Consider the following 14732-nt stretch of genomic DNA (forward strand, 5'->3'; position numbering starts at 1 on the left):
GCCCCCCGGCGGCGGGGGGGGCGTGCCCCCCCCCCACCCCACCCCCCCCCCCCCCCCCCCCCCCCCACGACGGGGGGCGGCCACCCGCTCGTCGAGCGAGCGAGGGTGTGACCCGCGGGAGATATAGCCACCCGCTCGTCGAGCGAGCGAGGAACGAGCGAGTCGAGACGCCGCAGTGTGCGTGCGAGGTTTGGGGCGTCTCGACTCGCTTCGCTCGCTCGACGAACGAGGGGGGAGGGCGACCCGCGGGAGGTGGCCTCTCGCTCGACGAACGAGGGGGAGGGCGAAGGGCGGGCGGGTCAGCCGCGGCGGCCCGCCGCGTAGGGCGCGTCGAGAGCCTTCACCATGATGCCCTCGTGGCCGGCCGCGAGCGCCTCCCGCCCGAACTCCTCGGCGCGCTCGGGATCGGCCGTCACGACACCGGGCATCCGGAGATCGCCGACCACCTGGTCGAGGATCTCGAGGCGTGTGCTCAGCGGCTCGTCGATGAGATCGCGCCCATCGACGTGCAGCACGTCGAAGAACCAGGGGCGCAGGGCGACGGTCGCGGCGGCCTCCGAGCCGAAGCGCGACATGGTGTCCTGGAAGGCGCGAGGAGCGCCGTCGTCGTCGAGTGAGAGCGTCTCGCCGTCGAGGATCAGCCGCTGCGCCGGCAGCGCGCGCACGGCCTCGACGAGCTCGGGCACGCGGTGGGTGACCTCGGCCAGGCTGCGGGTGTAGACGTGCACGTCGTCACCGTCGCGGTGCACCTGGATGCGCGCGCCGTCGAGCTTGTACTCGACCGACGCGTCGCGCCCGAGCGCTGTGATCGCCTCCGCGGCTGAGGCTGCCGTCGAGGCGAGCATGGGCATGACCGCGCGCCCCACCCGCAGCCCCACCTCCTCGAGCTCGGCGGGCGATGCGGTCAGGGCGATCCGGGCGGTCTCACCGAGGTCACCCGACAGCATCGCGGCGCGGCGCACCAGCGCCGCCGGTCGGTCGCCGGCGGACGCGATCGCGTCGAGCAGCACCCCCTCGAGAGCGCCCGTGCGCAGCTCGCCGAGGATCACCCGCGTGATGAAATGCCATTCCGCCGCGGTCGCGGAGGCGGCGAGGGTCTCGAGCTCGCGGCGGCGCGCATCCACCGACCCCGGACCTCCGGCCGCCGCGACGCGGTCGAGCGCCGCGTCGAGGCCGCCGACCGTCAGCTGCGCGACATCGGTGTGCGCGACGTCGAGGATCGCGAGTCCGCGCCAGCCCACGCCCAGACGACCCTGCCGCGGGCTCGCGATGAGGAATCCGATGGCCGGGGCGATCTCGTCGACGTCGAGGCGACGCAGCACGTCGGCGAGCGCGGCGACCTTCTGCAGGCGCGACGAGGTGGCCGCAACGGTCTCGGTCGCCTCGGAGAGGTCACTCAGCAGCATCCAGCCATTGTGCGCCGGGCCACCGACATCCGGCAGGGGCTGGACAGGCCGAGGTGGGATCAGGTCAGGCGGGCGCCGGCACGACGAGCGAGAGCAGCATCACCCAGACGCATACCACGCCGAGCATCCCGAGGCTCCAGCCGATGACCGCTCGCAGGATCTCCCCCTCGCGTCCGGTCAGCCCCACGGCACCCGCGGCGATCGCGATCGACTGCGGAGAGACGAGCTTCGCCACCGCGCCGCCCGACGTGTTGGCGGCCACGAGCAGCGTCGGATCCACCCCGATGCCCTGCGCGGTGACCGTCTGCAGCCCCGCGAAAAGCGTGTTGTTGTTCACGACGGATCCGGTGATGAAGACCCCGAACCAGCCGATCACCGGGGCGAGCAGCGGGAAGACGAAGCCGATCTCCGAGATGGCCGTGCCGATCCCGGTCGACCCGCCGGAGTAATTCGCGACATTCGCGACGATCAGCACCAGCGCGATGAGCACGATCGGCTGCCACAGCATCTTCACCGTCTCGCGCAGCTCGCGCCACAGGTCAGCCGAGCGCAGCTGCGGCGTGGTGAAGAACGTGATGATCACCGCGACCAGGATGGCCGTGCCTGTCGCGTTCACGGGAGTCCATTCCCAGACGTTTGCGGCCGGCTCGTCCTTGCCATAGGGCACCACCACGCCCGTGATGCCGGGGATCGGCACGCGGGCCACCAGCCCCGACAGCGGGCCGTTGACCGCGAACAGCGACTTGAACCACGGCAGACTCCACACGAACACCGCGCCGGTCAGGATGTAGAACGGGCTCCAGGCGACGACCACGTCGCCGAAGCTCTGGCTCGTGCTCGTCGGCTCCGGGGCGCCCGGCTCTCGGTGGATGCGCTTGGGCGTCCACGCGCGGCTGACCGCGAACACCACGACCATGGTGAGCAGGCCCGGGATGATGTCGGCGAGGTCGGGGCCGAGGAAGATCAGGATCGCCGCCTGACTGATCGAGAAGGCGAGCGACACGCACAGCGTCATGAGGAAGGTCTCGCGGATGCCGCGGACACCGTCGAGGATCAGCACCAGCAGGAACGGGGTCGCCAGCGCCAGGATCTGGAGCACGATCACCATCTGCACCGACAGTCCGGCAAGATCCACGCCCCCGACCTGTGCGCCCACGATGACGGGGATGCCGATCGCGCCGTAGGCGCCCGCCGCGACGTTCGCAACGAGCGACAGCATGGCCGCCTTCACGGGCCCGAAGCCGAGCTGCACCAGCAGGGCCGCGCAGATCGCGATCGGCACGCCGAAGCCGGCGGCGCCCTCAAGGAAGGCGCCGAACGCGAAGCTGATGAGGAGCACCTGCACACGCTGATCCGGAGAGATGCCCGCGATCGACGCGCGGATGATGTCGAAGCGTCCGCTCGCCACCGTGAGCCGGTACAGCCACACGGCCATGACGATGATGTACGCGATCGGCCAGATCGCCGTCTCGACGCCCGCGAGCGCGGCGCCCGCGATGGATCCGGCCGGCATTCCGAACGGCCACGCCGCGATCGCGATCTGCAGCACCGCCGCGATGATTCCCGCCGTGATGCCCTTCAGCTTGAAGACGACGAGACACAGCAGGAACACCAGGATCGGAACAGCGGCGACCAGCGCCGACAGCGCGATGTTCCCGAGCGGATCGATCTGCTGGTTCCACATGGCCGTCACGGTAGCGGGGCGGCCCGGCCCCTGAACAGAGCGTCAGCGGGACTTCGCGAGCAATCGCCCGAACCACTGCTTCAGGCCCGTGAACGGCGGGCGCACGAGGAAGAGGGTGTCGAGGGCATGGATGCGGCGCACGACCGGCTTCAGATGGCTGAAGAGCTCGAACGAGGCGCGGCCGTGGTATCCGCCCATGCCGCTCGCGCCGACGCCGCCGAAGGGGATGCGCGGCGCGCTGATCTGCAGCAGCGGAGCGTCGAACCCGAGCGCCCCCGAGGAGGTGCGCTGGGCGAACGCGCGGCGCGTGGCCTTCGAGCGGGTGAACACGTAGAGGGCGAGCGGCTTGTCGTGCGCGGTGATGTGGGCGATCGCCTGCTCGACGCCGGGCATCGCCACGAGCGGCAGGATCGGACCGAAGATCTCGTCCTGCATCGCGCTCGCCGCGGTGTCGGCGCGCGTGACCGTGGGCTCGAAGTAACGGGTCGCCCGGTCGTGGCGCCCCCCGAAGACGACATCGGCCCCCTCGAGCATCGCCACGAGGCGCTGATGCTGCGCGTCGTTCACGATGCGTCCGTAGTCGGGGGAGACGGACGGATCCGCGCCCAGCATGTCGTGCACGGCGCGCTCGAGCGCCTTCGCCAGCGGATCGATGAGGTGCGGCGGCGCCATCACATAGTCGGGGCGGATGCACGTCTGGCCGGCGTTGACGAACGCTGCCCACGCGATGCGGCGCGCGGCCTGATCGAGGTGCGCGGCGTCATCGAACCAGACGGGCGACTTCCCGCCCAGCTCGAGCGTGACGGGCGTGAGGTGCTCTGCGGCGGCGCGCAGGACGATCCGGCCCACCCGTCCGCTGCCCGTGTACAGGATGTGGTCGACGCGCTCGGCGAGCAGCGCCGTGGTCTCCTCGGCCGCGCCCTCGACCACGTGAACCGCATCGAGGTACCTCGGCAGCAGCTCGGCCAGGGCCGCGCTGACCTGGGGCGCGTGCTCGCTGGGCTTGACCACCACGGCGTTGCCCGCCGCGATCGCGCCGACCAGCGGGGCGAGCGTCAGCTGCAGCGGGTAGTTCCACGGCGCGATGATCAGGATCACGCCCAGCGGCTCGGGCAGCAGGGCCGCGGTCGCCGGCAGCAGGAACCACGGCACGGTGCGCCGGCGCGGACGCATCCACGCACGCAGGCGCCGGCGGGCCTCGTCGAGCTCCGCGCGCACGATCGCGGTCTCGGTCAGTCGCGTCTCGGTCGGGCTCTTGCGCAGGTCGGCCCACAGCGCCTCCTCGAGACGCGCACCCTGCTCGTCGAGCAGGCGGGCCAGCGCGTCGAGCTGCGCGCGGCGCCACGCGACGGACCGCGTCGCGCCCGCCTCGAAACGTGCGCGCGCGGCGGCGACGGCATCGGCGGGCGTGGTGGCGGGCGAGGTCTCCACGACGTCGGGGATCATCCGGCCAGCGTAGGCCTCCCGCGGGGCGCGGTGGCCACGGGCCGTGGGGGTTTGGGGCGTTTCGACTCGCTCGTTCCTCGCTCGCTCAACGAGCGGGAGGGGGACGGAACCCACGTCGCTCGTTGAGCGACGGAGCGAGCTCTGCGAGCGGAGGAGTCGAAACGCCTCGGGCCTCCCGCGGGGGTTTGGGCGTTTCGACTCGCTCGTTCCTCGCTCGCTCAACGAGCGGGAGGGGGACGGAACCCACGTCGCTCGTTGAGCGACGGAGCGAGCTCTGCGAGCGCAGGAGTCGAAACGCCTCGGGCCTTCCGTGGGGGTTTGGGCGTTTCGACTCGCTTCGCTCGCTCAACGAGCGGGAGGGGCGGGAGCAGGAGGGGGGCGGGGCGCGGAACCCACCCCGCCTCGCTCCGGGGTGCGCGGCTAGGGTGGCGGCATGCAAGCCCAGATCGCGGTGTTCGTGATTCTCGGTGTCGCGCTGATCGCCTTCGCGAGCAACCGCGTGCCGCTGGCGATCGTGGCCTGCGGCGTCTCGCTGGCGCTGTTTCTCAGCGGCGTGCTGACCCTGCCGGAGGCGCTGGCCGGGTTCTCCGACTCCACGCCGATCCTGATCGCGTCGCTGTTCATCGTCGGCGACGCGCTCGATGCCACCGGCGTGACGGCCTGGGCCGCCCGTCAGGTCACAAACCTCGCGGGCACCCGGCGTGGCCGCATCACCGTGGTGATCTCGCTGGTGGTGGCCGTGATCACCGCGTTCATCAGCATCAACGGGGCGGTGGCCGCACTGCTCCCCCTCGTCGTCGTTGTGGCCGTCAAGTCGCGGATCGCACCATCGCGGCTGCTCATCCCGCTCGCCTTCGCGGCGCACGCCGGGTCGCTGCTGACCCTCACGGGCACGCCCGTGAACATCCTGGTCTCGGAGGCCGCGGCCGGGGCGGGAGCGCGACCGTTCCACTTCTTCGAGTTCGCGCTGGTGGGGCTTCCCCTGCTCGCGCTCACGATGGCGACCACCGCGTCGCTCGGCGGTCGGCTGCTGCCGGATCGGTCGGGCGGATCGGCCGACGTGCCATCCGACCACTCGGCCGAGACGGCGCGGTTGAAGGAGAACTACGGGCTCGCGACGGGTCCGCTGTTCACGGCCGACGAGGGCACGCTCGAGGTGATGCTGCCGCCGCGCTCGCGCTATCTCGGCCGCCACGTGCACCCGGGGATGAGCATCTTCCAGGGCGAGCTCGTTGTGCTCTCGGTGCACTCCTCGGACGGCCACGAGGGATCCGGGGCCGAGGAGTCGGAATCGCGCGACACCCGCGGCGACCGCGCCTGGAACCTCTGCGCGGGCGACTCGATGCTCGTGCAGGGGCCCTGGGACGCCCTCGAGCGGTTCGCCGCCGGGTCCGAGGTGGTCGCGGTCACCGAGCCGCAGTCGTTGCGACGCGGGGTGCCGCTCGGCCGCGGCGCCAAGCGGGCCATCGCGATCCTGGTCGGGATGATTCTGCTGCTGGTGACCGGAGTGGTGCCGGCGGTGGCGGCCGGCATGCTGGGGGCTGGTGCCGTGGTGCTGTCGCAGACGCTGTCGATGCGCGATGCCTTCCGCGCGGTGCACTGGTCGACGGTCGTGCTGATCGCCGGCATGATCCCGCTCTCGACCGCGTTCCTGCAGACGGGCGCGGCACAGCTCGTGGCCGACGGGGTGCTGTCGGTCGTCGGCACGACGAGCCCGCACCTGGTGCTGCTGGGTCTCGGCCTGATCACCCTCGCCCTCGGACAGGTGATCGCCAACGTGCCCACCGTGCTGCTGATGATCCCGATCTCGCTGTCGGCCGCCGCGACGCTCGACGCCTCGCCGCTGCCCTTCATGATGTCGCTCACCGTGATGGGCGCCGCGGCGTTCTTCACCCCGATCGCGACCCCCGCGAACACGATGATCCTCGAGCCCGGCGGGTACCGCTTCGGAGACTACTGGCGCCTGGGCCTGCCGCTCGCCGTCGTCTGGACCGCCGTCGCCGTCCTCTACGTCCCGCTCATCTGGCCGTTCTGAGCCGGGACGGATGGGGTGACGACGACGGCCGGCACCGGTGGGAGACCTGGGTGCCGACCGTCATCGCGTCGCGCGCGAGGGATCAGAAGTCCTCGCCCTCGGCCTGCGACGGGTGGCGCTCGAACCAGACCGGGACGGTGAGGAAGAGCTGCGAGTCGCTGTCGATGATGGTCATGGTGATGTCCTCCTTTGGACGTCGCTTCCCGGCGTGGATCAGGCCGGGATGAGTCCATGCTGGAGGAACTTCGCGAGGGTCTTCTCGTGTGGGCAGAGGAAAGATCCGCAGAATTTGCGATCTTGTTCAGTGTGCGGGGCGCACGTTAGCGGGCGCGCGGAATCCCGCGCGCCCGCTGTGCGCCATACGCGTCAGGCCGCGTCGGGGTCTTCGCCCTCCGCCTGCGACGGATGGCCCTCCGGGGCCTGCGTGTGCGCGTCGGCCGGGTCCTGCGGGTCCTCGCCCTCGGCCTGCGAGGGGTGTCCCGCTTCGGTGCTCATGTCGGGGTCCGTGTCGACGAGCTGGTCCTCCGGAGCCTGGCCCTGCTGATCCTGTCCCTGCTGATCCTGTTCGCTCATGACACGAGCGTCGCGCGATCCGGATCCGCGGGGCAGGGGATTGACAGGCGGGCGAACTAGTCGCCGAGGTTGCCGCTCAGACGACCGTGGAAGGCCGAGGCGGTCTCGTTGAGACCCACGATCTCGACCGTCGCACCGTGGCGCTCGTACTTCGTGACGATCGCGTCGAGCGCGGCGACGGACGAGGCGTCCCAGACGTGCGAGCGGGACATGTCGATGACCACGCGCTCGGGATCATCCGCGTACTCGAACTGGGTGGTGAGGTCGTTGGACGACGCGAAGAACAGCTCGCCGTCCACCGCGTAGCGCACCTCGGATCCGTCCTCCGAGAGCGTGCGGGTGACCGTCGTGAAATGCGCGACACGGCGAGCGAACAGCACCGCGGCGCACACCACGCCCGACAGCACGCCGATCGCGAGATTGTGGGTGACGATCGTGGCGAGGGTCGAGACGAGCATCACGGCCGTCTCGCTCGCGGGCATGCGCTTGAGCGTGGACGGGCGGAAGCTGTGCCAGTCGAACGTCAGCACCGAGACCATCAGCATGATGGCCACGAGCGATGCCATCGGGATCATCGCGACCACGTCGCCCAGGGCCACCGCGAGCACCAGCACGAAGACGCCCGCCATGAAGGTGGAGATCCGCGTGCGCGCTCCCGAGACCTTCACGTTGATCATCGTCTGGCCGATCATGGCGCAGCCGCCCATGCCGCCGAAGAAGCCCGACAGGATGTTCGCGACGCCCTGCCCCCACGACTCCCGGGTCTTCGACGAGCGGGTGTCGGTGATGTCGTCGACGAGCTTCGCCGTCATCAGCGACTCGAGCAGGCCCACCGCGGCCATGCCCAGCGAGTAGGGCGCGATGATGCCGAGCGTCTCGAGGGTCAGGGGCACCTGCGGCAGGACGAGGAACGGAAGGCTGTCGGGGAGGGCGCCGCGATCGCCCACCGTCGGCACGTCGATGCCGAACAGCGCGACGACGACCGTGAGCAGCACGACCGTCACCAGGGGCGCCGGGACGGCGCGGGTGAGCTTCGGGAACAGCCAGAGGATCACCATGCCCACCGCGGCGAGCGCGTAGGCCATCCACGGCGAGGCGAGGAGCTCATCCAGCTGCGAGATCGCGACGAGCACGGCGAGCGCGTTGACGAAGCCGATCATCACGCTGCGGGGGATGAAGCGCATGAGCTTCGCGACGCCGAGCAGGCCGACGACCACCTGGATGAGGCCGCCCAGGATCACCGTGGCGAAGAGGTAGTCGAGGCCGTGGTCCCGCATCACGGGCGCGATCACCAGCGCCACGGCGCCGGTCGCGGCCGAGATCATCGCGGGGCGGCCGCCGAGGAAGGCGATCGACACCGCCATGACGAAGGCCGAGAAGAGGCCGACCCGCGGATCCACGCCCGCGATCACGGAGAACGCGATGGCCTCGGGGATGAGAGCGAGCCCGACGACCAGGCCGGCGAGCACCTCGCGGGTGAGCAGCCGAGGCGACGTCACGGCGTCGCGCAGCGACCGTGCGTAGCGGGTGCCGGACTCGGCGAGGGCAGCGGGCACGGGGCTCCTCCGTTCGGGGCCCGACGCGCAGGGCCCTCTCAACCCTATGCGCGCTCGCTGTCAAGCCCGTTGGGTGGGAGGACCGCGGGCCGTACCGTCGGTGCCATGAACGCCGAACTGCCTGCCATCCACGAGTGGTATCCCAAGCTGTCGATGGACGCCAAGCACGCGCTCCAGGAGGAGACCGCGGCCATCCCGGACGAGGTGCGCGCCGAGATCGGCGACATCGTCGGCTTCGCCGTCCCGGAGGGCGCGACGCTGAGCGAGGAGGACCGTGACTTCATCCGGACGCAGGGTGAGCAGGTCGACTGACCAGCCGCAGATCGCCACGCTCGAGGACCTCGCCGAGCTGGTGAGGTCCCGGCCGTGCGCGTACGTGCGCTACTCGCAGGGGCCCGAGCACGATGCCTCCGAGCAGAGCCGCGACACCGAGAGCGATCTCGACCTCCCGGGGCTGTCGGTCAACCCCCTGCATCCGGAGGTGTGGTGGACACGCCCGCTCGAGGACTGGCTCGCCCGACAGGTGTGCCAGTACGCGGAGCTGGCGGAGAAGAATCCGGATCGCTTCGCCTGGGTGCTCGACGGGCGGGTCGTCGCGCGCGGGCCCGACTGCGAGCCGCTGCTCGCCGACATCGAGCCGCTGGCGACGCTGACGCCCGCGCTGCTCGATGAGGCGGCGCGGCGCTACGAGGAGGCGTTCGAGGCCGGCCGCGGCCCGGAGGACTAACCCTTCAGGCCGCCCGCGGCGACGCCCTCGATGATGTGCCGCTGGCCGACGAAGAAGAGCACGATCATCGGGATCGTCGTGATGACGCTCGCGGTGATGAGGATCTCCCAGTGCCATTCGCCGCCGAAGCCGAAGTTGTCGACGAGCGCCTTCAGGCCGCGCGGCACGGTGAACGTCGCCGAGTCGCGCAGGTAGATCAGGGCGCGCATCAGGTCGGTCCACACCGCCTGCACCTCGAACACCGCGGTCACGGCGAGCGCCGGGCGCGAGAGCGGCAGGGCGATCCGCCAGAACACCTGCCACGGGTTGGCGCCGTCGACGCGGGCGGCGTCGAACAGGTCTCGTGGCAGCGACAGCATGAACTGCCGCAGCAGGAAGATGTAGAACGCGCTGCCGAAGAGGTTGTGCGCCCACATCGGCGTGAGCGTGTTGACCGCGCCGAGCGCGTTCCAGATGAGGAACGTCGGGATCATGGTGACCGCTCCCGGCAGCATCATCGATCCGAGGACCAGGGCGAACAGCGCTCCGCGCCCGCGGAAGCGGTAGAACGCGAAGGCCCAGGCCACCATCGCGCTCGAGAGCGTGACCGCGGTGGCCGCGAGCGCCGTGACGAGCACCGTGTTGCCCAGCCAGAGCGCGAGGGGAGCCTCCTGCCAGACCTGCACGTAGTTCTCGAACGTGAAGGTCTGCGGGATCAGCCGGTTGTCGAACACCTCGCCGCGCGGCTTGAACGACGCGCTGACGAGCCAGACGAACGGGTAGACGAAGACGATCGCGAGCAGCGTCAGCGCCCCGATCGCCAGGATGCGGCCGGTGCGGCTCATCGCGATGCCCCGCCCTCGTAGTGCACGAGCCGTCGCGAGACGATCGCCTGGATCGCCGTGATGATCATGATCACCACGAACAGCACCCAGGCCATCGCCGAGGCGTAGCCCATGTTCAGGAACTGGAAGGCCTGCTGGAACAGATAGATGACGTAGAACAGCGCCGCGTCGTTGCCGTAGGTGGTGTTGCCGGCCCCGAAGAACGCCGTGTACGCCTCGTCGAACGTCTGCAGGCCGGCGATGGTGTTGACGATGACGATGAAGAACACCGCGGGGCTGATCATCGGCAGCGTGACGCTGAGGAACTGGCGCCAGTGCCCGGCGCCGTCCAGACGCGCCGCCTCATAGAGCTCCTCGGGCACACCGCGCAGCGCGGCCAGCAGGATCAGCACCGATGATCCCACCGTCCACAGGCTCATGATGATCAGTCCCGGCTTCACCCATGCCGGATCCGTCGTCCAGGAGGGGCCGTCGACGCCCACCCAGCCGAGCCCCGTGTTGATGAGGCCGCTCTGGCCGTTGAACAGCAGCAGGAACAGGATGCCGACCGCGACGGGCGGGGTCATCTTGGGCAGGAAGAACACCGTGCGGAAGAACCCGGACGCCCGCCCCGCTCGCGCCAGCAGCAGTGCCAGCGCGAGCGAGACGACGATGTAGAGCGGCACCTGCACCGCCGTGAACAAGAGCGTGTTGGTCAGGGCCAGCGCGATCTTCGGGTCGGAGAACAGCTCGACGTAGTTGTCGAAGCCGACGAACGAGGCGCTGTTGATCACGTCGTAGTCGGTCAGCGACAGGTAGCCGCTGTAGATCAGGGGCCACGCGGTGAAGACCGCGAAGCCGATGAGCCAGGGGCTGAGAAACAGGAACGCCGCGCGGTTCTCGCGACGGCTCACCTCTCCTCCATCTCGGCCCAGGCGTCATCGAGCGCCTTCTGCGCGGTCTCCTGCGCCTGCGCGAGGGCGTCGGCCGGCTCGGCCTCGCCGGAGAGCACGTCGTTGACCGCATCCTGCATCGCGTTCTCGAACTCGGCGTCGGCGGGGCTCGCCGGCAGTGCGAAGGTGTGCTCGTTGGCCTCGTACATCGCCGCGACGCCGGTGTCCCAGGGCTCGCCACTCGAGGTGACCATGCCCTTGATCAGCTCGTCCGCCTCGGTGTTGCCGGTGAGCAGGCCCGTGAACGCCTTGCCCTCCTCGGTGCGCAGGTCGAGGCGGGCCTGGGCGGCGGCCTCCCAGCTGTCGACGGCCGTCATCACGCGCGCCCAGCGGCAGGCCGCCTCGGGGTTCGCCGCGCCGGCCGGGATCGCCCACGCCTGACCCGATGCGTACGCGATCGGCTCGCCCTGCAGATCCTTGACCGTGTCGAAGATCACCGGCGCATCCGGCGACACGTCGTTGAGCACGTTGAGGTACCACTGCTCCATCGGCATGGCACCGAGCACGTCCGTGGCGAACTGGTTGCCCTCGCCGAAGAAGTCGGCCGAGTCGCGATAGGCCTTCACGTCGGCGAAGCCGCCCTGAGCGTCGTAGATCGACACGGCCCACTCGAGGGCCTCGACCGCGGCCGGATCGTCGAGCTGGGCGGTGCGCCCGTCCTCGCTGATCAGGTCGACGCCGTTCGCCTTCGCCCAAAGGGGGAAGAACTCGGGGAGCTTGCTGTCGAATCCGATCACGCGGAGCTTGCCGCCGTCGGAGGCCGTCAGCGCCTCGTTCGCGGCGCTGACCCTCTGCCAGTCGGATCCGTCGACGTCCTCGAGCGTGAGACCGGCGGCATCGAGCAGCTTCGCGTTGGCCATCGTCACCTGGACGACGTTGAACTCCGGGATGCCGTAGACGTGGTCGTCGAGCGTCACCTGTGCGAGCGCCGACTCGACGAACATCGAGGTGTCGATGCCCTCGCCCTCGATGCAGCGGTCGAGGGGCAGGATCGCTCCGCGCGCCGCGAGGGATCCGACCTGGTCGCGGTTGGCGTAGATGAGGTCGGGCGGATCTCCCGTCGCGGCGGCCGACAGGAACTGCTGCAGATCGAGCTCGCCCTCGGCCACCTTCGCATCGACGCCGTCGCCGAGCGCCTCCTTCGCGAGATCCATACGGGTGGTGGCCACCTCGTCCACGCCCCCGAAACCCATCACGCTCAACTCGCCTTCGAGCTGCGCGTCGGCGTCGTACTGCGCGTCGGCGTCGTCCGCGCCACCCGTGCCCACGGCGCAGGCGGTCAGCAGCATCGCCCCGCCTGCCAGCGTCGCCGCAGCGCCGATCCGGAACCTTCTCATCGACTCGCTCCTCATCCGCTCTCGTCCGCCCCTGGTGGCGAAAGTAGGTCCGGGGAAGCGAGGCGGTAAGCGGCTTGACAGAAGCGCTTCTCGGAGAATCCGGGTTCGTGTTAGCGACGGATCCGGTCGTGCGCAATCCCCTCCTGGCGGCCGCATCCGCGAATTACCGTCGAGAAGACCGACGGACCGTCGGGGACGACCGATGCAAGGAGCAGGACATGAGCCAGAACCATCTCGAGACCCCCCAGGATCTGCTGCGCTTCCAGCTGCGCACGGCGATGACCATGGAGCAGGACTCCCTCGCCGCCGTCACCGAGCTCGCCGAGGTGGCGCGCTCCGCCGACGTGAAGAAGCTGTTCACCCACCACGCCGATGAGACGCGCGAGCAGATCGAGAACCTGAAGAAGGTGTTCCAGCTGCTCGAGGTGCCCGAGTCGACGGCCGCGTCGCCCAGCACGAAGGGCATCAGCCGCCAGGCCGAGGGACTCATCGAGCGCAGCGACGACTCGCTGCACGACCAGATCGCCCTCTCGGCCGCGATCGGCAACGAGCACTACGAGATGGCCGCATACCAGGGCCTGATCCTCCCGGTGACGGCGCTCGGCGCGACCGACGCCCTCGCGCTGCTGCAGGCCAACTGCGACCAGGAGGTGCACACCTCCGAGGAGCTCGCCACGAAGCTCAAGGAGCTGCTCGGCGTCGCCTGACAGACGGCTCTGACCGGCGTCTGCCGGCCAGGAGCCCTCCCCTCTTCAGCGGCACGTCCCGGTGCGGATCACTCCGATTCCACCGAGGACGTGCCGTTGGGCGTTCCGACGGGCTTCGACTCCGCGGAACCACGCTGGCGGAGGTAGATCGAGAAGGCGACCATGCAGCCCACCGCGAGGAACTCGGACTGCCAGTTCTGCAGGGTGCGGTTCCAGAACTCGGGGCTCACGACGTACTGCGCCCAGGTCATCGCGAGCTCCCCGTGCTGGGCGGCCTCTTCGTTCGCGACCTGCACACCGGCGAGCGACTGGGCAAGCCAGGACAGCAGGAACACCAGGCCCATCACGATGAGCAGCGAGTTCGAGTAGAGCCAGAGGCGCAGGCCCCGCACCTTCGCCCAGGCGGGCGAGTCGGCGCGTGCGAACTCGCCGACCAGCTGCTCCTCATCCGATCCGGCGCCCTCGTCGCCCGGCTTCTTCGACTCGGGGGAGCCCCTCTGGATCAGCCAGATCGTCGCGAGGATGAAGACGAAGAACTGGAGGAACTCCGACTGCCAGTTCTCGGAGAGATCGACGAGGAACGACGACGAGGTCACGAACTCGCCGATGCCGATCGGCGCCATGCGGTGGCGCAGCAGCTCCTCGTTCTCGTTCGCGAGCCCGACGAACGCCTGGCCGATCACCGTCGCGAGGAACAGCCCCAGGAACAGCAGGGTGAGGGCGTTGTCCTTGAGCGCGCGCATCAGCGACCTGCCAGGGGGAGGACGATCATCACGGCGAGTCCGACTCCCACGATCGCGGCCCAGGCCCAGAACGCGAAGCGCATTCCGGCGGTCTCTTCGATGGGGGGATCCTGTTCGCTCATGCCGCTGAACCTATGCGTCGCCACCAGAGCCTCGCCAGCCGCTTGACACATCCGAATAACCCCGGCAGACGGCGGTGTCAACCCGGTTCACCGAAGCTTTCGGCACGCCTAACGTCGCTGGGGACACGAGGAGGAAGAACCTGATGACCACGACACTGACCGCCGAGATCGACGTCAATGCGCCTGTGAGCACGGTGTACAACCAGTGGACCCAGTTCGAGTCGTTCCCTCACTACCTCGGGGCGGTGAAATCCGTGACGCAGGTCGACGATGTGCGCACCCACTGGAAGGTCAGCATCGGAGGACGCGAAGAGGAGTTCTTCGCGGACATCGTGGACCAGGTGCCGGATGACCACATCTCCTGGCAGAGCACCGACGGCGCCTTCCACGCCGGCCGTGTGGAGTTCGTCCCGCGAGCCCACGAGGACGGGCACGCCGAGACCCTCGTCAAGCTGCGGATGGAGTGGGAGCCCCAGGGCATCCTCGAAACCATCGGCGGCGCGCTGAACATCGACAGCGCGCAGGCGAAGAAGGACCTGGAGCGCTTCAAGAAGTTCATCGAGGAGCGCGGCGCGGAGACGGGCGGCTGGCGCGGCGAGGTTCACGGTCGCGAGGAGACCTCTCCGGATCTGTGAGGCGG

Annotated in this window: 14 protein-coding genes and 1 pseudogene; 5 read left to right on the forward strand and 10 right to left on the reverse strand. The window is 69.8% G+C overall.

Annotation, left to right across the window (positions count from 1 at the left end; genetic code table 11):
* Positions 1–302: 302 nt before the first annotated feature.
* The 3 genes and pseudogenes from J5V96_RS07740 to J5V96_RS07750 all read right to left on the reverse strand — a co-directional run.
* Positions 303–1406: pseudogene (locus J5V96_RS07740) on the reverse strand (ATP-dependent DNA ligase); the annotation flags it as partial.
* 64 nt (positions 1407–1470) lie between these two features.
* The gene (locus tag J5V96_RS07745; RefSeq protein WP_208502484.1) at positions 1471–3090 is read right to left on the reverse strand and encodes an L-lactate permease; all 1620 of its coding nucleotides are present in this window, start codon (positions 3088–3090) and stop codon (positions 1471–1473) included.
* 42 nt (positions 3091–3132) lie between these two features.
* Positions 3133–4536, reverse strand: coding sequence for an aldehyde dehydrogenase family protein (locus J5V96_RS07750; protein WP_208502487.1), 1404 nt, complete (start codon positions 4534–4536; stop codon positions 3133–3135).
* Between the two features lie 433 nt (positions 4537–4969).
* On the opposite strand from J5V96_RS07750, the gene J5V96_RS07755 reads away from it, so the two are divergent.
* Positions 4970–6571 carry an SLC13 family permease gene (locus tag J5V96_RS07755; RefSeq protein WP_208502489.1) on the forward strand — a complete coding sequence of 534 codons (1602 nt, stop codon included), beginning with the start codon at positions 4970–4972 and terminating at the stop codon, positions 6569–6571.
* Positions 6572–6937: 366 nt separating this feature from the next.
* Here the strand turns inward: J5V96_RS07755 and J5V96_RS07760 are convergent, their stop codons facing one another.
* Positions 6938–7144 (reverse strand): hypothetical protein, encoded by a 207-nt coding sequence (locus tag J5V96_RS07760; RefSeq protein ID WP_208502491.1) that lies wholly within the window; start codon positions 7142–7144, stop codon positions 6938–6940.
* Between the two features lie 56 nt (positions 7145–7200).
* Positions 7201–8700 carry a SulP family inorganic anion transporter gene (locus tag J5V96_RS07765; protein ID WP_208502493.1) on the reverse strand — a complete coding sequence of 500 codons (1500 nt, stop codon included), beginning with the start codon at positions 8698–8700 and terminating at the stop codon, positions 7201–7203.
* A gap of 105 nt (positions 8701–8805) precedes the next feature.
* Between J5V96_RS07765 and J5V96_RS07770 the strand changes: the two genes are divergently transcribed.
* Entirely contained in the window at positions 8806–9012 is a 207-nt protein-coding gene (locus J5V96_RS07770; RefSeq protein WP_208502494.1) for a hypothetical protein, read from the forward strand.
* Positions 8996–9427 carry a DUF6098 family protein gene (locus J5V96_RS07775; RefSeq protein WP_208502498.1) on the forward strand — a complete coding sequence of 144 codons (432 nt, stop codon included), beginning with the start codon at positions 8996–8998 and terminating at the stop codon, positions 9425–9427. The genes J5V96_RS07770 and J5V96_RS07775 overlap by 17 nt, the downstream gene beginning before the upstream one ends.
* Here the strand turns inward: J5V96_RS07775 and J5V96_RS07780 are convergent.
* The 3 genes from J5V96_RS07780 to J5V96_RS07790 are packed head-to-tail and all read right to left on the reverse strand — an operon-like array spanning position 9424 to position 12520.
* Complete coding sequence (locus J5V96_RS07780; RefSeq protein ID WP_208502499.1) at positions 9424–10251, reverse strand: carbohydrate ABC transporter permease; 828 nt, start codon at positions 10249–10251, stop codon at positions 9424–9426. The genes J5V96_RS07775 and J5V96_RS07780 overlap by 4 nt on opposite strands.
* The gene (locus J5V96_RS07785) at positions 10248–11144 is read right to left on the reverse strand and encodes a carbohydrate ABC transporter permease (protein ID WP_307793558.1); all 897 of its coding nucleotides are present in this window, start codon (positions 11142–11144) and stop codon (positions 10248–10250) included. The genes J5V96_RS07780 and J5V96_RS07785 overlap by 4 nt, the downstream gene beginning before the upstream one ends.
* Entirely contained in the window at positions 11141–12520 is a 1380-nt protein-coding gene (locus J5V96_RS07790; protein WP_208502501.1) for an extracellular solute-binding protein, read from the reverse strand. Before J5V96_RS07790 ends, J5V96_RS07785 begins: the two co-directional genes overlap by 4 nt.
* Positions 12521–12738: 218 nt before the next feature.
* Between J5V96_RS07790 and J5V96_RS07795 the strand changes: the two genes are divergently transcribed.
* Entirely contained in the window at positions 12739–13227 is a 489-nt protein-coding gene (locus J5V96_RS07795) for a YciE/YciF ferroxidase family protein (protein ID WP_208502504.1), read from the forward strand.
* A 68-nt stretch (positions 13228–13295) separates the two neighbouring features.
* Here J5V96_RS07795 and J5V96_RS07800 read toward each other — a convergent pair whose 3' ends face one another.
* Together J5V96_RS07800 and J5V96_RS17245 are read right to left on the reverse strand one after the other, a co-directional pair.
* Positions 13296–13970, reverse strand: a complete 675-nt coding sequence (locus J5V96_RS07800; protein WP_208502505.1) for a DUF6766 family protein — start codon at positions 13968–13970, stop codon at positions 13296–13298.
* Positions 13970–14092: a hypothetical protein gene (locus tag J5V96_RS17245; RefSeq protein WP_268927543.1), complete on the reverse strand. Its 123-nt coding sequence runs from the start codon at positions 14090–14092 to the stop codon at positions 13970–13972. The genes J5V96_RS07800 and J5V96_RS17245 overlap by 1 nt, the downstream gene beginning before the upstream one ends.
* Positions 14093–14235: 143 nt before the next feature.
* Between J5V96_RS17245 and J5V96_RS07805 the strand changes: the two genes are divergently transcribed.
* Positions 14236–14727 carry an SRPBCC family protein gene (locus J5V96_RS07805; RefSeq protein WP_208502507.1) on the forward strand — a complete coding sequence of 164 codons (492 nt, stop codon included), beginning with the start codon at positions 14236–14238 and terminating at the stop codon, positions 14725–14727.
* Positions 14728–14732 lie beyond the last annotated feature (5 nt).

It is taken from the genome of Microbacterium stercoris (assembly GCF_017592545.1).
Classification (GTDB): domain Bacteria; phylum Actinomycetota; class Actinomycetes; order Actinomycetales; family Microbacteriaceae; genus Microbacterium; species Microbacterium stercoris.